18 protein-coding genes are annotated in these 17594 nt (G+C 72.1%); all 18 read right to left on the bottom strand.

The annotated features are described in order from the left end of the window. Positions 1-3 precede the first annotated feature (3 nt). Genes ACFQPD_RS03645 through hisD form a run of 18 tightly spaced genes read right to left on the bottom strand, consistent with a single transcriptional unit; the run spans position 4 to position 17586 of the window. Positions 4-537: an adenine phosphoribosyltransferase gene (locus tag ACFQPD_RS03645; RefSeq protein WP_385898552.1), complete on the bottom strand. Its 534-nt coding sequence runs from the start codon at positions 535-537 to the stop codon at positions 4-6. Then, on the bottom strand, positions 534-1679 hold the full coding sequence (secF, locus tag ACFQPD_RS03640) for a protein translocase subunit SecF (RefSeq protein ID WP_385898550.1): 1146 nt from the start codon (positions 1677-1679) through the stop codon (positions 534-536). Before secF ends, ACFQPD_RS03645 begins: the two co-directional genes overlap by 4 nt. Next, a complete protein-coding gene (gene secD, locus ACFQPD_RS03635; protein WP_385898547.1) occupies positions 1679-3292 on the bottom strand; it encodes a protein translocase subunit SecD in 1614 nt (537 codons plus the stop codon). Before secD ends, secF begins: the two co-directional genes overlap by 1 nt. A gap of 2 nt (positions 3293-3294) precedes the next feature. Then, complete coding sequence (gene yajC / locus ACFQPD_RS03630) at positions 3295-3699, bottom strand: preprotein translocase subunit YajC (RefSeq protein WP_385898544.1); 405 nt, start codon at positions 3697-3699, stop codon at positions 3295-3297. A gap of 29 nt (positions 3700-3728) precedes the next feature. Next, positions 3729-4556, bottom strand: a complete 828-nt coding sequence (locus ACFQPD_RS03625) for an HAD-IIA family hydrolase (RefSeq protein WP_385898541.1) — start codon at positions 4554-4556, stop codon at positions 3729-3731. Between the two features lie 26 nt (positions 4557-4582). Continuing rightward, a complete protein-coding gene (ruvB, locus tag ACFQPD_RS03620; protein WP_068751355.1) occupies positions 4583-5602 on the bottom strand; it encodes a Holliday junction branch migration DNA helicase RuvB in 1020 nt (339 codons plus the stop codon). Beyond that, entirely contained in the window at positions 5602-6207 is a 606-nt protein-coding gene (gene ruvA, locus ACFQPD_RS03615; RefSeq protein WP_385898538.1) for a Holliday junction branch migration protein RuvA, read from the bottom strand. The genes ruvB and ruvA overlap by 1 nt, the downstream gene beginning before the upstream one ends. Beyond that, positions 6204-6716: a crossover junction endodeoxyribonuclease RuvC gene (ruvC, locus tag ACFQPD_RS03610; RefSeq protein WP_385898761.1), complete on the bottom strand. Its 513-nt coding sequence runs from the start codon at positions 6714-6716 to the stop codon at positions 6204-6206. The genes ruvA and ruvC overlap by 4 nt, the downstream gene beginning before the upstream one ends. A 20-nt stretch (positions 6717-6736) precedes the next feature. Beyond that, positions 6737-7510, bottom strand: coding sequence for a YebC/PmpR family DNA-binding transcriptional regulator (locus ACFQPD_RS03605; RefSeq protein ID WP_385898535.1), 774 nt, complete (start codon positions 7508-7510; stop codon positions 6737-6739). A 57-nt stretch (positions 7511-7567) separates the two neighbouring features. Beyond that, positions 7568-8509 (bottom strand): GNAT family N-acetyltransferase, encoded by a 942-nt coding sequence (locus tag ACFQPD_RS03600; RefSeq protein WP_385898533.1) that lies wholly within the window; start codon positions 8507-8509, stop codon positions 7568-7570. An 8-nt stretch (positions 8510-8517) separates the two neighbouring features. Continuing rightward, a complete protein-coding gene (locus ACFQPD_RS03595; protein WP_068751350.1) occupies positions 8518-9312 on the bottom strand; it encodes a hypothetical protein in 795 nt (264 codons plus the stop codon). After that, complete coding sequence (locus ACFQPD_RS03590; protein WP_385898530.1) at positions 9309-10829, bottom strand: lactate racemase domain-containing protein; 1521 nt, start codon at positions 10827-10829, stop codon at positions 9309-9311. Before ACFQPD_RS03590 ends, ACFQPD_RS03595 begins: the two co-directional genes overlap by 4 nt. 16 nt (positions 10830-10845) lie before the next feature. Further along, positions 10846-13194, bottom strand: coding sequence for an HAD-IB family hydrolase (locus ACFQPD_RS03585; RefSeq protein ID WP_385898527.1), 2349 nt, complete (start codon positions 13192-13194; stop codon positions 10846-10848). Continuing rightward, entirely contained in the window at positions 13187-13924 is a 738-nt protein-coding gene (priA, locus tag ACFQPD_RS03580; RefSeq protein WP_385898524.1) for a bifunctional 1-(5-phosphoribosyl)-5-((5-phosphoribosylamino)methylideneamino)imidazole-4-carboxamide isomerase/phosphoribosylanthranilate isomerase PriA, read from the bottom strand. Before priA ends, ACFQPD_RS03585 begins: the two co-directional genes overlap by 8 nt. A 59-nt stretch (positions 13925-13983) precedes the next feature. Continuing rightward, positions 13984-14595 (bottom strand): imidazole glycerol phosphate synthase subunit HisH, encoded by a 612-nt coding sequence (hisH, locus tag ACFQPD_RS03575; protein ID WP_385898759.1) that lies wholly within the window; start codon positions 14593-14595, stop codon positions 13984-13986. Continuing rightward, positions 14592-15200 carry an imidazoleglycerol-phosphate dehydratase HisB gene (gene hisB / locus ACFQPD_RS03570; protein ID WP_385898521.1) on the bottom strand — a complete coding sequence of 203 codons (609 nt, stop codon included), beginning with the start codon at positions 15198-15200 and terminating at the stop codon, positions 14592-14594. Before hisB ends, hisH begins: the two co-directional genes overlap by 4 nt. Continuing rightward, entirely contained in the window at positions 15197-16288 is a 1092-nt protein-coding gene (locus ACFQPD_RS03565; RefSeq protein ID WP_385898518.1) for a histidinol-phosphate transaminase, read from the bottom strand. Before ACFQPD_RS03565 ends, hisB begins: the two co-directional genes overlap by 4 nt. Beyond that, positions 16285-17586 (bottom strand): histidinol dehydrogenase, encoded by a 1302-nt coding sequence (gene hisD / locus ACFQPD_RS03560; RefSeq protein WP_385898515.1) that lies wholly within the window; start codon positions 17584-17586, stop codon positions 16285-16287. The genes ACFQPD_RS03565 and hisD overlap by 4 nt, the downstream gene beginning before the upstream one ends. Positions 17587-17594 lie beyond the last annotated feature (8 nt).

Here is a 17594-nt window from a genome sequence, read left to right as displayed (position 1 = left end):
AGCTCAGACTGTCAGGACCGCGGTCACGTTGTCGACGCCCAGTTCGGCGAGCCGCGCGCGGCCCTCCAGGAAACTGAGCTCCATCAGCACCGCGACGTGCACCAGTTCGGCGCCCATCTGCCGCAGCAGGGCCGCCGTCGCGCCGACGGTGCCGCCGGTGGCGAGCACGTCATCGATCACCAGCACCCGTGCCCCGGGCCGGATGGCGTCGCGGTGGACGGTCAGGGTCTCGAAGCCGTACTCCAGCTCGAAGGACTCGCTGATGGTCTCCCCCGGCAGCTTGCCCGGCTTGCGGACGGGGACGAACCCCGCCCCGAGGGCCAGCGCCACAGGGGCGGCGAAGATGAACCCGCGCGCCTCCATGCCGACCACCACGTCGATGTCGCGGGGCGCGGCCTCCACCAGGGCGGTGACGGCTGCCCCGAAGCCAGCGGGCGACGCGAGCAGCGGCGTGATGTCCTTGAACATCACTCCCGGGCGCGGGAAGTCGGGGACGTCGGCGATCAGGCCGGCGATCAGTTGCCGGCGGTCGGTCATCGCGTGCCCTTCTTCCGGCGATCGGCGCGCGACCCTCCGGTGCGGCGCTCGTGGCGGACCGTCGGAGCCGCGACCGTCGAGGCGGCGTCGACGGTGCTGAGCGTCGCGCCCGCGACCAGCGGCTCGGCCGCGGCATCAAGCCTCGCCCGGCCGGTTCGGGCCGCGGAGCGGGCCTGGCGCCGGGCGATCCGGGCGCGGTGCTCGGTCATGCCGGGCTCCCGCTCCCGCAGCCAGGCCAGCAGCGGCGCGGCGATGAACAACGACGAATACGCGCCCGCGATCATGCCGACGAGCAACGCCAGGCCGAGGTCGGCCAGTGGACCGCTCTGCAGCGTCGCGCCGGCGATGAACAGGGCCAGCACGGGCAGCACGCCGATGACGGTCGTGTTGAGCGAACGCACCAGGACCTGGTTGACGGCGAGGTTCGACTGCTCGGAGTAGGTGTGGTTGGTGTGCTCGATGCCCGCGACGTTCTCACGGATCTTGTCGAACACCACGACCGTGTCGTACAGCGAGTAGCCCAGGATGGTCAGGACGCCGATGACGGTCGACGGGGTGACGGTGAAGCCGACGGCCGCGTAGACGCCGACCGTGACCAGCAGGTCGTGGAAGACCGCCACGATCGCCGCGACCGACATCTTCCAGTCCCGGAAGTACACGGCGATCAGCGCCATGACGAGCACGATGAACACCACCAGCGCGATGGTGCCCTGCCGCGTGATCTGGTCGCCCCAGGACGGGCTGATCGCGTTATAGGTGACGTCCTCGGCGGCCACGCCCGCGATCTCCGCCAGGGCCGCGCGCACCTGGTTGGTCTCGTCCGGGTTCAGCGACCGGGTCTGGACGCGGATGGCGTCGTCGCCCAGCGTGAACACCTGGGGGTCGAGCTCCTCGATCTCGATGTCGCCGACCCGCTCGCGCACCTCATCGACGGTGCCCTGCTGGATCGACATCGGGGCCTGGAAGTCCGTGCCGCCGCTGAACTCGATGCCCAACGTCAGGCCGCGGATGAGGAGCAGCACCAGCGAGACGCCGATGATCACCGCGGAGATGAGGAACCAGCGCCGCCGGTTACCCATGAAGTCGTAGCTGAGCTGGCCCGTGTAGAGCCGCTCGGCGATGCCGAGCCTGCGGGCGGTCATCAGGCCTCCTGGGGGATGGTCGGGGCGGCGGCGGGGCGGCGCGGGCGGCGCCCGAGCAGCGACTCGCGGGTCACGCCCATATGCGCGGCGTCGAGCCCCGACCAGCGGTGCCCCTCGCCGTAGAAGCGCGTGCGTCCGAGCAACTCGACCAGCGGCTTGGTGAAGAAGAACACGACGGCCAGGTCGATCAGGGTCGTCAGGCCCAGCGTGAACGCGAAGCCCTTCACGGCGCCGACCGCGAGGACGAACAGTACGACCGCCGACAGCAGCGACACCGCGTCGGAGATGACGATGGTGCCGCGGGCCTTGCGCCAGCCCGCCACCAGCGCGGACTTGAGGCTGCGCCCCTCACGGATCTCGTCGCGGATCCGCTCGAAGTAGATGATGAACGAGTCCGCCGTCACCGCGATGCCGACGATGGCGCCGGCGATGCCGGGCAGGTTGAGGGCGAAGCCCACCACTTCGCCGAGCAGCACCATGGACGCGTACGTGGCCAAGGCCGCGATGGCCAGGGAGGCCACCACGACGATGCCCATGCCGCGGTAGTACAGGAAGCTGTAGGCCATCACGACCGCCAGCCCGATGAGGCCGGCGATGATGCCTACGCGCAGCTGCTCGCCGCCCAGCGTGGCCGACACGGTCTCCACCTGGGACGGCTCGAAGGACAGCGGCAGGGAGCCGAACTTCAGCACGTTGGCGAGGGCGGCCGCGCTGTCGGCGGTGAAGCCGCCGCGGATGATGGCCTCGCCGTTGGTGATGCGCGCCTCAGCCGTCGCGGCGGACTCGACCTTGCCGTCGAGGACGATCGCGAACATGTTGCGAGGAGGGGCGGCGCCGAGGAGGGCGCCGGTGAGCTCGGACATGTTGGCGGTGCCCTCGGCGTCGAAGCTCAGGGTCACGGCATAGCCGAGTTCGCCCTGCGGGATGCCGAAGGAGGCGGTGGTGAGGTCCTGTCCGCGGACGGCGACCGGGCCGAGCAGGAACTTCTGCAGGCCGTCGGTGTCGCACGCGACGAGGGCGGTGGTGGGGGTTTCGGTTTGCTCGTCGCCGCACGTGTAGGCCTCGAAGGCCACGAGGTCGTCCTCGGTGGGCTCGTAGGCCAGGACCTCGGCGATGGGCAGCTGGTCGACGGGCTCGCCGGGGGTGGCGCTGGGCGACGGGGCGGGGCTCGGCGGCGCGGTCGGCAGGCCGGGCAGCGCCGACTCCGACGGCTCCGGGGACGCCGACGGATCGGTCCCCGTGGCGGCGCCCACGTACAGCACGGGCCGGAAGGACAGCTGCGCGGTGGCGCCGACCAGCTGCACCAGGTCGTCCCGCTCGACGTTGGGGGCCGACACGATGATGTTGCGTTCGCCCTGGACGACGACCGACGCCTCGCCGACGCCGAGGCCATCGACACGCTGCTGGATGATGTCGCGCGCGAGCTCGAGCGACTCCATCGTGACGGTCTCGTTCTCGGCCGTGAGCGTGATGGTCTGGCCGCCGCGCAGGTCGAGGCCCAGTTTGGGTGCCCAGGTCCCGGTGGCCGCCATGATGGCGTACAGCCCGGCGATGATGAGCAGGAAGACAGCGAGGACGACGCCGGGGCGCCCCCTCTTGGCGGTGGTGGCCACGGTTACTTGGTGTCCTCCGGGCGCGCCTGGGCGTCAGGGCCCTGGAAGAAGGTGTCGTCGGCCGTGGACTCCGGCAGCGCCGTCGGGTCGGCCTCGCCGACCGGCTCGTCCAGCACGGCGTCGCCGTCGGCGTCGGTGAACTCGAACTCCTCCTCATCGGCGGTGATGACGCGCGCCACGTTGCCCTTGAGGACGGTGACCTCGACGCCGGGCGCGAGTTCGACGATGATCTGCCGCTCTCCGACGTTGGTGATGGTGCCGAACAGTCCGGAGGTGAGGAGCACGCGGGCACCCGGCGCGAGGCTCGACTGCATCTCCTGGTGCTGCTTCATGCGCTTCTGCTGCGGGCGGATCATGAGGAAGTACATGACCGCGAACAGCGCGATCATCATGAGGATCAGGTCCATAATTTCTCCGAACGTCGGTGGGCCACCGCTCAGGATAGCGGAGGCTCAGGATGGTGCCCGCGCGCCTCGCCCGGCGGGACGGCACCGTCGAGGAACTGGTGCACGCCGTCGAGGATCTCCACGGGTCGGTAGGGGAACTGGGCGATGGACGAGACGGTCGAGATGCCGGTGAGCACCAGGACGGTGTGCAGCCCGGCCTCCATGCCCGCGACGATGTCGGTGTCCATGCGGTCGCCGATCATGCCCGTCTCCTCCGAGTGCGCGCCGATCTTGTTGAGCGCCGAGCGGAACATCATGGGGTTGGGCTTGCCGACGACGTAGGGCTCGCGGCCCGTGGCCTTCGTGATGAGGGCCGCGACCGCCCCGGTGGCCGGCACCACCCCGGTGGGGGTGGGACCGGTGGCGTCCGGGTTGGTGGCGATGAACCGCGCGCCGGCGTCGATCAGCCGGATGGCGGTGGTGATCGCCTCGAACGAGTAGGTGCGGGTGTCGCCGATGACGACGAAGTCCGGGCTGCGGTCCGACAGGACCATGCCGGCATCGTGCAGGGCCGTCGACAGGCCAGCCTCCCCCACCATGAAGCACGACCCGCCGGGCTTCTGCTCCGCCAGGAACTTCGCCGTGGCCATCGCGGAGGTCCAGATCCGTTCCTCGGGCACGTTGAGCCCCGAGTCGCGCAGCCGCGCCGACAGGTCGCGCGGGGTGTAGGTGGCGTTGTTGGTGAGCACGAGGAACGGCGTGCCGGTGGCCACCCAGTGGTCGATGAGCTCCTGCGCGCCGGGCAGGGCCCGGTTGTCGTGCACCAGCACGCCGTCCATGTCCGTCAGCCAGGCCTTGATCTCCGCACGCGTCCGCATGCGCCCAACGCTACCGGCGACGGGCCTCAGTCGAACAACGCGGGATTCGTCGACGGTGCCGTCATGCCCAGGTGCGCGTACGCCGCCCTGGTCGCGACGCGGCCCCGCGGGGTGCGCACCAGCATGCCCTCGCGGATGAGGAACGGCTCGGCGACCTCGGAGACGGTCTCGACCTCCTCGCCGACGCTCAGCGCCAGCGTGGACAGGCCGACGGGGCCGCCGTCGAACAGCCGGCACAGGGCGTCGAGCACGGCCCGGTCCAGGCGATCGAGCCCGCGCTCGTCGACCTCGTAGAGCTCCAGCGCCGCCCGCGACACGCCGCGGTCGACGCGGGCGTGGCCCCTGACCTGCGCGAAGTCCCGGACGCGGCGCAGCAGTCGGTTCGCGATGCGCGGGGTGCCGCGTGAGCGCCGGGCGATCTCGCCCTGGGCGTCGGCGTCGATGGGGACGCCGAGTTTGCCGGCCGACGCCGCGACGATGCCCGTGAGATCACCGACGGCGTAGAAGTCCAGCTGGGCCGTGAATCCGAACCGGTCCCGCAGCGGGCCGGGCAGCAGCCCAGCGCGGGTGGTGGCGCCCACCAGCGTGAAGGGCGGCAGCTCGATGGGGATGGCCGTGGCGCCGGGGCCCTTGCCGACGATGACGTCGACGCGGAAGTCCTCCATGGCGAGGTAGAGCATCTCCTCCGCCGGCCGGGACAGGCGGTGGATCTCGTCGAGGAACAGCACGTCGCCGTCGGCCAGCCCGGACAGGATGGCCGCGAGGTCGCCTGCATGCTGGATGGCGGGCCCCGACGAGATGCGCAGGCCGGTGCCGAGCTCCGCGGCGATGATCATGGCGAGGGTGGTCTTGCCCAGTCCGGGCGGGCCGGACAGGAGCACGTGGTCGGGCGCCGTGCCGCGGTGTCGGGCGGCGTCGAGGACGAGACCCAATTGCTCGCGCACCCGGGGCTGCCCCTCGAACTCGGCCAGCCGCTTGGGGCGCAGCGCGGACTCGTAGTCGCGGTCCTCGACGTCCGCCGTCGGGTCCAGCTCTGAGTGTTCCACTACCGCCTCGCCAGCGAGTTGAGCGCAGCCCGAAGCAGCAGCGCCATGGAGATGTCGGGATCCGTGTCGACCAGGTGGGCAACGGCGTCGCACGCCGCGTCGGCGTCCCGGGCTGACCATCCGAGGCCCTGCAGGCCCTCGGCCACCTGGGCCCGCCACGCGTCCTGCGCGGCCACGGGCGCCGGGCCGCCGGCAGCGTCCTCGAGGACCAGCACGCGGTCCTTGAGTTCGATGACGAGCTTCTGGGCGCCCTTCCGGCCGATGCCCGGCACCGAGCACAGGCGGTTGAGGTCCTCGGCGAGCACGGCGCGTTTCAGCTCGCCGGGTGACAGGACCGACACGATCGCCAGCGCGAGCTTGGGCCCGACGCCGGAGGCGGTCTGCGCAAGCTCGAACGCCTCGCGCTCGGCGGGCTCGGCGAACCCGAACAGCGTCATCGAGTCCTCGCGCACGACCAGCGCGGTGTGGAGCGTCGCGACCTCCCCGGGCCGGAGGCCTGCGGCGGTCTGCGGGGTGGTGGCGACGAGGAAGCCGACGCCGCCCACGTCGACGACCGCGGAGGTGGCCCCGGCGGTCAGGACGGTCCCCGTGAGCTGCGCGATCATCGGCTCCCCCTGGCTGCCGCGACGGCCGCGGCGTAGCGATTGGTGGCGCCACCGCGCCAGGCGTGACACACCGCGACCGCGAGGGCGTCGGCGGCGTCGGCGGGGCGCGGTGCCTCGGTCAGCTTGAGGATGCGCGTGACCATCTGCGTGACCTGCGCCTTGTCCGCCGAGCCCGATCCGGTCACGGCGGCCTTGACCTCCGACGGGGTGTGGAAGGTGACGGTGAGGCCGCGCCTGGCGCCGGTGAGGGCCGCGACCCCTGCAGCCTGCGCCGTGTCCATGACGGAGCTCTTGTTGTGCTGCGAGAACACGCGCTCGATGGCGACCGCGTCGGGGCGGTAGTCGTCGAACCAGGCCAGCAGGCCCTCCTCCAGCGCCAGCAGGCGCTGCGCCGGGTCGAGCGTGACGGCGGTGCGCACCACCCCGACCGCGACGAGCTGCGGGGGGCGGCCGACGCTGCCGTCGACGACACCCACGCCGCAGCGCGTGAGTCCGGGGTCGATGCCGATGATCCGCATTCGTCGGCCGGTCAGTCCTCGGACTCGAGGGCGTCGGCGACCTCCTGGGTGAAGTCCAGGTTCGTGTACACGTTCTGGACGTCGTCGGAGTCCTCGAGGGCGTCGATGATCCGCAGCACCTTCTGGGCGACCTCGAGCTGGTCGACCTCCTGGTCGAAGGACGCGACGAACTGCACCTCGGAGGAGTCGTAGTCCAGGCCGGCGGCCTCGATGGCCTTGCGGACCTCGACGGTGTCGTTGGGGTCGCACACGGCCTCCCACACGTCGCCGTCGTCGTTGACCTCTTCCAGGCCGGCCTCGAGCGCGGCCTCCAGCAGCTCGTCGTCGCTGATGTCACGGCCGCCCTGCTGCTTGGGGACGGTGACGACGCCCTTGCGGGAGAACAGCCGCTGCACCGAGCCGACGTCGGCCATGGTCCCGCCGTTGCGGGTCACCGCGACGCGCACGTCTGAGGCCGAGCGGTTGCGGTTGTCGGTGAGGCACTCGATGAGCATGGCCACGCCGGCCGGCCCGTAGGCCTCGTACATGATCGTCTCGTAGTCGGCGCCCCCGGACTCGGCCCCCGAGCCGCGCTTGACGGCGCGGTCGATGTTGTCGTTGGGCACCGAGGACTTCTTCGCCTTCTGGATAGCGTCGTACAGCGTCGGGTTGCCCGCCGGGTCACCGCCGCCGAGCCGGGCCGCGACCTCGACGTTCTTGATCAGCTTCGCGAAGAGCTTGCCGCGCTTCGCGTCGATGACCGCCTTCTTGTGCTTGGTCGTCGCCCACTTGGAATGGCCACTCATCCGCCGTCCACCTTCTCGTCCGTGCTGGTCAATGCTGCCCGACAGCTTATCGCGGGCTCAGGGGACGACCTTCGTGAGCAGGGCCACCGCGTCGCGTGTCGTCCAGCCGAGTTCGGCGCAGAGGCGCTTGACCCCCAATCCGTCGGGGGTGTCGATGCCGATGCCGGCCTCGACACAGCCCTCGTCACGCATGGCGCCCAGGCAGCGGCTCATCAGCTCGAGCGCGATGTGGCGGCCGCGGAAGTCGGGGTGCACACCGAAGCGCTCGATCCAGCCCACAGGAGGGCTGCCGTCCTCCGCCTCGGCGGTGCCGCTCATGGCGTAGCCGACGACGCGGCCGCCCGCCACAGCCAGGTAGGACCAGCCGGGCCGGAAGTCGGGGTCCTCGAGGCGGTCGGTCCACACCTCTGCCGGCACCTCCTTGCCCCTGCCGGCGAAACACACGTTGTGCAGGCAGCGCACGTCGTCGGAGCGGTCTGGCGTGAACGGGACGAATTCGATGCCGTCGACCGCTCGCGACGGGATGGGCCGCGTCAGGTCCCGGTGCAGGTCGTAGGAGTATCGCTCCACGGCGAACCCCAGGCGGGTGGCGACCCGCTCGAGACCGGGCCGGCCCATCTCGGCGTAGCAGCCCAGCCACAGCGGAACCCCGGGGCGGTGCTCGTCGCGCCACGCGGTGGCCTGCGTCACCTGCCACGACAGCAGCGCCGTGCCGATGTGCAGGTGCCGATGCGTGGGGTGCACGCCGCCCATCACGTACATGCGCAGCGGGTCGAGCTCGGCGAGGTACACCACGCCGTAGGCGGACATGGACTGGTAGTGGTCGAACCCGCCGACGGCGGACACGACCATGAGGTCGCGGTCCGTGATCCCCGCCGCGACGCCGGTCAGGACCGAGTCTTCGAGCGCGTCGAGCTGGCCGCGGAAGTGGTCGAGCTCCGCTGCGTCGTCCGGTCCGAGGAGGCGCCACGACAGGTGCGGCTCCACGTAGACATCCATGAGTCCGGTTACCGCCAGATCCGTTGGTCGGTCGTCTCGGTCGGGGCCGCCTGGTCCCAGAGCCGTCGCCAGCGGGGCGCGGCGGGGGCGCCCGAGCCGGTCACGCCGCCGGGCCGGCGGCGCTGCACGGTCCACCAGGAGAGGTCGCCCTCCTGCACGAGCTCCTCGACGCTCGCCTGCAACTCGGCGGTGGCCTGGGTCAGCGACCGGCCCCGCGAGTAGATCGGTGCGCCGAAGCGGATCGAGACCTTCGGACGGGTGCGCAGCGCGAGCTTGAGGATGTCCTTCAGCTTGAACGTGCCGACGACCCCGACGGGCACGATCGGCACGCCGTGCTGGTTGGCGAGGTCCGCCGCCACGGTGGAGAACTCCCCCACCAGGCGCCGCCCGACCGGTTCGTCGGCGAACACGACGATGTTGCGCCCCCGGGCCAGCGCGCGCGACGGCGCGATCATGGTCGGCCGGAGGCGCGCCGGCAGTGCCCACTGCAGCACTTGGTAATCGAGCGCGCCCTGTTCGTTGGCCGCGAAGATGATCGGCTGCTGCAGTCCGGCGAGCGAGTCGGCCGAGACCAGTTCGACGTCGAGACGAAGCCCCAGCAGGCGCAGCAGCAGGTGCCGGCCGGACAGGGTGGCCCGCAGGTTCAGTTGCGGGCGCTCGACGGCGGGGCGCGGCGGGGCGCCGCCCGGGCGGGACCGGCGCAGGCTCTGCCCGAGCGCCATCGCCACGTCAGCGGGCCACGTCAGCCGCGGCGTGCGGCGTTCCCGTCGGGGCTGGGCCCAGGAGGGCAGCCGCCGGGTCATCGCACGTCGCCCAGGGTCAGGCCCGGGCCGTGGAGCACCGTGATGGCGGGGGCCGCGCCGACGGAGTTCGACGCGATCTCCAGCGCGTCGGCGTACGTGCTCGCGGCGCGGTGGCCCAGCAGCGCCGCGCTCCGCCGGTCGCCGCCGACCCAGATGACGTCCGAGAGACGGGCCGCGGCGCGGGCGGTGGCGTACCACTCGTGGAACACGCGCAGCGGGTGCTCGGCGAACTGCTTACGGTACAGGTCGAGGTACCACTCGTCGTCGATCGCGCGGGCCTCGTAGGTGGCCGCGATCTCCGCCGGGTCGGTCGTGGCCGCGAGGACCGTGGCGAAGAAGTCGGCCGCGGCGGACTGGCGGCGGTTGGAGAACCGGCGCCGCAGCGGGTGGAACGCGATCACCGCGCCGCCGTCGCGCACCGCCGAGGTTCCGAGGTGCGCGCCCGCCCGGGTGACCAGGGCGTGGTGCGCGGCGCTCAGCGGCGACCCGACCGGATCGCCCTCGTCGATGGACGCGCCCCACACGGAGGTGACGAGCACGTCGGCCTGTGCGCCGATCTCGACGGCGTTGGCGGCCCGCCACACCAGCCGCGAGTCGGCGAACACGCGGCGGTACTCGCCGCCCAGCACGTCGACGACGGCGTAGTCGGCGCGGGGGTTGCCGTGCAGGAGTTGCGCGCCCTGCCTGGGCAGCGCCGCGACGATCTGCCGGCTGCCGGCGAAGGCCAGGCGGTCGGCCAGGGTCCACTCCCACTCGCGCTTGGAGGCGAACCGTAGCGGCCGGCCCAGCAGGGGCTGGCCGAGGACGGCGACGAGCGCGAAGGTGGTCACGGCCTCGTGGACGACGGCCTCGACGCGCCCGCAGAACGCGTCGTCGCGGTCGACGCCGCCCATGCGCGACAGCGTCTCCACGTCGGTGAGCCCTGCCACCATGGGGCAGTCGGACGCCGCGTCGGTGCGCGCGGAGACCAGGACGACGAGATCCGACTCCGCGACGCGCCGGTTCAGGCGCACGGGGTGCCCGTCGGCGTCCCCGACGGCCACCAGGTCGGCCGAGGTCACGTCGTGGCTGGACACGAGGGAGTCGGGCAGGAACGAGGTCGCGACGCGGTCGCCGAGGACCTCGGTGATGCGTGCCGCGTTCCACTGCTGGCGCAGGCCGGTGGCGATGACGATCTCGACGTCGTCGACCCCGGCGCGGGCCGCGGTCTCGAGGACCCGCTCGACCAGCGCGCGGCGGACGTCGAAGTCGGGTCGCGGCAGGGGTCGGTCGGTGTCCACGACGACGACGGTGAGGCGCGTCTCGGGCTTCAGCTGGGCCGCCAGCGGGTCGGTGCCGGCGGGGGCCGTCAGCGCGGCGTCGATGAGCCCCACGGGGTCCGTGGAGGCCACCGCGTCGGCCGGGTAGACCACCGAGGTGCCGAGCCCGAACCGCTCCAGTCGGAGGTCCGATCCGGCCATCGTGAGCAGCGGCGGGGTCTTGTCGTCGACCTCCAGCACGAATCCGGGACGAGACATCAGGCTTCCTTTCCGTTCACGACATCCTCCAGCGCGGCAGCGGCGACATGGCGGGCCACTCGATGATGGACCATCCCTTGGCGCGGGCCGCGCGCATGAGGCCGATGTCGGGGCTGACCGCCACCGGGTTGCCGACGGTGTTGAGCATGGGCAGATCGACGTGGCTGTCGGCATAGCCGTAGGACTGGCCGAGGTCGATGCCGTGCAGCGTGGCGTAGTGGTGCAGCCACGCCGCGCGGGATTCGCCGACCATCGGCGGGCCGCTGAGGAACCCCGTGCAGCGCCCCGAGGCGTCGGTGGCGAGGTCCGCGGCGACGATCGTGTCGAAGAGGCCCTCGAAGGGCCTGGTCAGCGGCCGGATGACACCGGTCATGAGGATGGTGGTGTGCCCGGCGTCGCGGTGCTCGCGGATCCGGCGGATGGCGTCGGGCGACATCCGGTCGAGGATCTGCGGCGCGAGCGTCTCGTCGACGTACTCCTCCAGGGCGGCGAGGTCGGCGCCGGCGTAGCGGCGGTAGATCGAGCGCAGGAAGCGCCCGCGGTCCCGGCGTTCGGCGCCCAGGTACAGCGGTAGCTGCGCGGCGACGCGCGCGACCTCCGCGGCCCGGCGGGCGGGGCTGAGCTCCGGCAGGCGGGCCCACAAGTAGGTCTCGACGACGTTGGTGGCCATGACGGTGCCGTCGAGGTCGAACGCGGCCAGGACCGTTCCCGGCTCGGCCGGCTTGAGGTCCTTGAACGTCGCCGCGCGCGCCTGCCGCCGTTTGCGGGCGGCTTCGAGGCGCCGTACCGGGTTCGTGATGGCCGGGATGTGCACCTCCTCCATGTAGTGGCGCCAGTCGATGGCGGCGGAGTCGAAGCCGAAGATCTCCTTGTCGTCGGGGTGGAGCGAGTTGTGCAGGGCCAACGCGCGGTCGTCGACGAAGTGCAGCTCGGACTGCAGGTACTCCCCGTAGAGCGTGAAGTACTTGGTGAGGAACTCCAGCTGCTTGGCGCCCTTGTCCAGTTGCTGCGCCCAGCGCCGCGTGGTCTTGCTGCGCGGCGCGAAGCTGAGCAGCTTGTTGCCGGCCTTGATACCGAGGTTGCCGACCCACATCAGCTTCTCGATGGGCTCCGGGCCCGGGAACGTCCAGGTGGCCAGCGGCGTGGAGCCCTGGCCGGTGGTGTACGGATGCTCGGCGAAGTAGCGGCGCACGTGCTCGTAGATGCCGCGGAAGGTGAGCGGGTTCCGGGCGCCGGAGCTGCCGTGGTAGTACTCGACGCGTCCCACCTCGGGCGTCGTGGCGCACACCGCGAGGATGGCGTTGACGATGTAGTCGCACGGGATGATGTCGATGACCGCGTCCGGCGAGGCCGGGAACTCGGGCAGCTGGCCGCGGCCGTAGGCGAGGATGATCGGGTCCGCCATCTTGAACCCCTCGATCCACCCGGGGTACGGGTAGCGCAGCGAGGACTCGACGATGGCCGGCCGGTGGATGGATACGCGGAAGTCGCGCCCGAGGTCGGCGACGACGCGCTCCCCCAGCGCCTTCGCGAACGTGTAGACATCGGTCCAGCCGAGCGAGCGGGCGCGTTCGGTGCCGGCGGCGATGAGCTCGTTCTTCACCCACTCCTGGCGGCGGCGCTCGGTGTCCTCCGACGTCGTGAGATAGCCGGCCTTCGCGTGCAGCTCCTCCGCCTGCTTCCGGAGCACGGTGAGCTGGCCGGCGTCACGGGAGCGCGCCTCGATGTGGTCCTTCATGGCCAGCGCCGCGACCGTCTCGGCCTCGTAGTCGACGTCGTGGACGTGGGCGGCCTCGGGGATGGCCCCCCGGCGGCGGCCCGCGGTGTAGGCCGTGGAGACGTGCACGTAGTGTGGGATCTTGACCAGGGTGCCGTCCTCGTCGGAGCACGCCTCCCGCAGCTTCGTCAGCAGCGCCTTGGTACCGATGACGTTGGTCATGAACGCCTGGTCGATCGGCGGGTCGAACGACACGTCGCCGGCGCAGTGCAGCAGCACGTCGAGGTCGCGCGGCAGGTCCGGCACGTTGGGCAGGTCGCCCTCGATGACCTCGACCCGCGCCGCCATGAGCGCCTCGACGCCTCCCGCGGCCTCGACGATGGGCTTGAAGATCTTCTTGCCCAGGAGGCCTGCCACCCGCTGGTGGGCGGTGACGGACCCCTTGGGCCGCACCAGGACGGCGGTCGTCGTGTCCGGGCACTCGCCCAGGACCTTCCACAGCAGCTGTTCGCCGATGAAGCCGGTCACGCCCGTCATGACGATCTTCTTGCCGCCCAGCAGGTCCGCGATGCGGCCCTCGAGAGGCGGCGGCAGGTGCATGGTCCGGGGCGTGACGTCCCCGAAGGTGCTGGCCGGCGGCTTAGGCATCGACGTCGCCCCCGGCGACGGCGAGGGCCTCCTCCAGCGTGAAGCGCCCGACGTAGAGGGCCGTGCCGATGACGGCGCCCTCGACGCCGTCGTCGACCAGCGTGCGCAGGGTCCGCAGATCGTCGAGGGTGGCGATGCCGCCGGAGGCGATGACCTTCTGTCCGCTGCGGCGGGCCACGGCGGTGAGCAACTCGAGGTTGGGGCCGCTGAGCATGCCGTCGGACTGCACGTCGGTGACGACGAAGCGCTCGCAACCGGCGGCGACGAGACGGTCCAGCGTCTCCGGCCAGGGGCCGCCCTCGGTGGTCCAGCCGCGGGCGGCGAGGTTCTCGCCGCGCACGTCCAGCCCGATGGCGATCCGGTCGCCGTACTCGCCGATGATCCGCTCACACCACTGCGGGTTCTCGAGCGCGGCGGTGCCGATGTTCACGCGGCGGGCGCCGGTGGCGAGGGCGCGTTCAAGGGAGGCGTCGTCGCGGATGCCGCCGGAGAGCTCGACGTTGAGGTCGAGCCGGCCGACGATGCCCCGCAGCAGCTCCGCGTTGGATCCCCGGCCGAACGCGGCGTCGAGGTCCACGAGGTGCAGCCACTCGGCGCCGCCGCGCTGCCAGCGCAGGGCCGCCTCGAGCGGGTCGCCGAACTCCTTCTGGGTCCCCGCGATCCCCTGGACCAGCTGGACGGCCTGGCCGTCCTGCACGTCGACGGCGGGCAACAACTGCAACTTCTCCACGACGCCCAACCCTAGCCCAAAGCCGCCGGGCCGCCCCCCGTCGGCCGAGGAGCCGACGGCTACCAGGAGCCGAGCCAGTTCGCGATGAGGGCGGCGCCGGCCGCCCCGGACTTCTCCGGGTGGAACTGGGTCGACGACACCGGCCCCCGCTCCACGGCGGCGACGAACGTCGCGCCCTCGTGCGTGGCCGTGGTCACGACCGCGTCGTCGGGCCCGTGGAGGGCGGCGTAGCTGTGCACGAAGTAGAACCGCTCGCGCTCGAGGCCTGCGAACAGGCGGCTGCTCTCGCCGACGTCGACGGTGTTCCACCCCATGTGTGGGAGGCGCCGGGCGTCCAGCTGGACGACGCGCCCCGGGTACAGCCCGAGGCCGGCGGTGTCGACGCCGTGCTCGGTGCCGCCCTCGAACAGCACCTGGTGGCCGACGCAGATCCCGAACAGCGGGCGGCCGGCCTCGACCCACTCCGCGATGAGCTCGACTCCCCCGGCGGCGGTCAGCCCCGCCATGCAGGCCGCGAACGCGCCGACGCCGGGCACCACGAGCGCGTCGCAGCGCCGCAGCTCGGCCAGGTCGGCCGTGACGACGAGGTCCGCCCCCGCGCCCGCGAACGCCCGCGCGGCGGAGTGCAGGTTGCCCGAGCCGTAGTCGAGCAGCCCGACCCTGCCGCTCAGAGCGCACCCTTGGTGCTCGGCACGCCGGTGACGCGCGGGTCGATCTCAACGGCCTCGCGCAGCGCGCGGGCCAGGGCCTTGAACTGCGCCTCGACGATGTGGTGCGGGTCGCGGCCCCGCAGCAGCGTCAGGTGGATGCACAGCCCCGCGTTGAGCGCGAGCGCCTCGACGACGTGGTAGGTCATGGACCCGGCGTAGGGGACGCCCGAGCCGCCGATGAGGGCGTAGACCTGGCCGTCGGGCTCGCCGCTGCACGCCACGTAGGGGCGCCCCGCCACGTCGACGACGCAGTCGGCGACCGCCTCGTCGAGCGGGACGACGGCGTGGCCGAAGCGGCGGATGCCGGACTTGTCGCCGAGCGCCTGCCGCAGCGCCTGGCCGAGGCAGATGGCGGTGTCCTCGATCGTGTGGTGCCCGTCGATGTGGAGGTCGCCGGTGGCCTCGACCGTGAGGTCGATCAGCGAGTGCCGGGCCAGGGCCGTGAGCATGTGGTCGTAGAAGCCGACGCCGGTCGAGATCGTCGAGGCTCCGGTGCCGTCGAGGTCGACGGTCACCGTGATGGTCGATTCGCTGGTGGTGCGGCTGACGGTCGCGGTACGGCTCACGGGGTGGTCCCTTCAATGGTGGGCGAGAGGTCGTCGAGGGCGGCGCGCAGCGCGGCCATCTCCTCGGGGGTGCCGGCCGAGACGCGCAGGTAGCCGTCGGGTCCGGTCTCGCGGATGAGGATGCCGCGGTCCAGCAGGTCCTGCCACACCTGGTGCCGGTCCGCGAACCGGCCGACGAGCGTGAAGTTGGCCTGCGAGTCGATCACGGCGTAGCCGCGCCCCTTGGCCCACGCCTCGAATCCGCGCGCCTCGGCGGCGAGTTGCCGCACCTGCGCCAGGAGCTCGTCGGCGTGCGCGAGCGCGACGCGGGCCACGGCCTGCGTCTGGGCGCTGAGGTGGTAGGGCAGCCGCACGATGCGGCAGGCGTCGACGATGGCCGCGTCGGCGGCGAGGTAGCCAACCCGCCCGCCGGCCAGGGCGAACGCCTTGGACATGGTCCTGGACACGACGAGCCGGGGGTGCCGGTCGAGCAGTTCCAGGGCCGAGGGCCCGCTCGAGAACTCCTGGTACGCCTCGTCGACGACGACGATCGCCTCGGTGCCGGAGCAGACCTCGTCGATGACGTCGAGGCCCACGACCGTCCCGGTCGGGTTGTTGGGCGTGGCGATGACGACCACGGTCGGCTCGGTCTCCCGGATCGCGTCGAGCACGAGGCCGGCGTCGAGCCCGAAGTCCGCGCGGCGCGGGACGGTGACGAACTCGGTGCAGGTGTTGCGGGCGTACTCCGGGTACATCGAGTAGCTGGGCGTGAAGGTCAGCATGCGCCGCCCGGGCCCGCCGAACGCGGTGAGCAGGTGGGCCATGATCTCGTTCGATCCGTTCGCCGCCCAGACGCGGTCCGCGGTGAGGCCGTGCCCGAGGTAGCGGGCCAGGTCCGCGCGCAGCTGGGTCGCCTCCCGGTCCGGGTACCGGTTGAGGGTGCCGGCCGCCGTTACGATCGCCGCGGCCATCTCGTGCCGGATGAGCGGCGACGGCGGGTACGGGTTCTCGTTGACGTTGAGCACGACCGGCACCTGGAGCTGCGGCGCGCCGTAGGGCTCCTGCCCGACCAGGTCCGCGCGCAGCGGCAGGTCTGCCAGCGTGATCATCGCGGCCGCCGCACGGTGATGGCCTGCGCGTGTCCCGGCAGGTCCTCGGCGAGCGCGAACCGTTCCACGCCGTCGGCGATGGCCAGCAGCGCGTCGGCGGTGTATCCGATGACGTGCACGGTCTTGATGAACGAGCGCACGGTCAGCCCCGAGGAGTGACAGGCGCAGCCGGCGGTGGGCAGGACGTGGGTCGAGCCCGCGGAGTAGTCGCCGAGCGACACCGGCGAGTGGTCGCCGACGAAGATGGCGCCGGCGTTGCGGATGCGGTTGGCCACCGCATCGGCGTTGACCGTCTGGATCTCCAGGTGCTCGGCGGCGTAGGCGTCGGCGACGGCGACCGCCTGGTCGACGTCGCGCACCAGCACGACCGCCGACTGCTGACCCGTCAGGGCGGTGGTGATCCGCTCGACGTGCTTGGTGGCCGGCACCTGGCGCTGCAGCTCCTGCTGCACCGCCTCGGCGAGCGACACGGAGTCGGTGATGAGGACCGACGCGGCGAGCGGGTCGTGCTCGGCCTGGGAGATCAGGTCGGCGGCCACGTAGGCGGGCGTGGCGCTGTCGTCGGCGATGATGGCGATCTCGGTCGGGCCGGCCTCCGAGTCGATGCCGACCAGGCCGCGGACCAGCCGCTTGGCCGCCACCACGTAGATATTGCCGGGGCCGGTGATGAGCGACACCGGCTCGCACAGCCCGGGGACGCCGTGCGCGAACATGGCGATCGCCTGCGCGCCGCCCACCGCGAACACCTCCTCGACGCCCAGCAGGTGACACAGCGCCAGGATGTTGGGGTGCGGCAGGCCGCCGTGCTCCCGCTGCGGCGGCGACGCCACCGCGATGGACCGGACGCCGGCGACCTGAGCCGGGACGACGTTCATGATGACGCTGGAGGCCAGCGGGGCCAGCCCGCCCGGCACGTAGAGGCCCACCCTGTCGACCGGGATGTTGCGCAGACCCACGCGGGCGCCGTCGGCGAGGATGGCGGGCGCGGGTGCCGCGTCACGTTCCAGCTCCTCGGCCACCTGACGGCGGCGCCGGATGGCCTCGGCGAAGGCCGCGGCGAGCTCGGGGTCGAGTTCCTCGGCGGCGCGGGCCAGCTCGGCGGCTGGGACGCGGAGCGACTCGGGCACGACCCGGTCGAAGCGCTCGGAGTATTCGCGCAGCGCGGCCTCGCCCCGCTGCGCCACGCCGGCGACGATCGGCTGGACCACGTGGACGGCGGCTTCCACGTCGAAGGACCCCCTGGGGAGGTGGTCGCGGTAGGGGCCGTCGAGGCCGGTCAGATCAAGAACCCTGAGCACGAGGGCCA

The sequence above is a fragment of the Tessaracoccus sp. O5.2 genome, from assembly GCF_964266725.1.
Lineage (GTDB): Bacteria > Actinomycetota > Actinomycetes > Propionibacteriales > Propionibacteriaceae > Arachnia > Arachnia lapidicapta.
The sequence above is the reverse complement of the archived record's forward strand: the minus strand, read 5'-3'. Positions and strand labels throughout refer to the sequence as shown.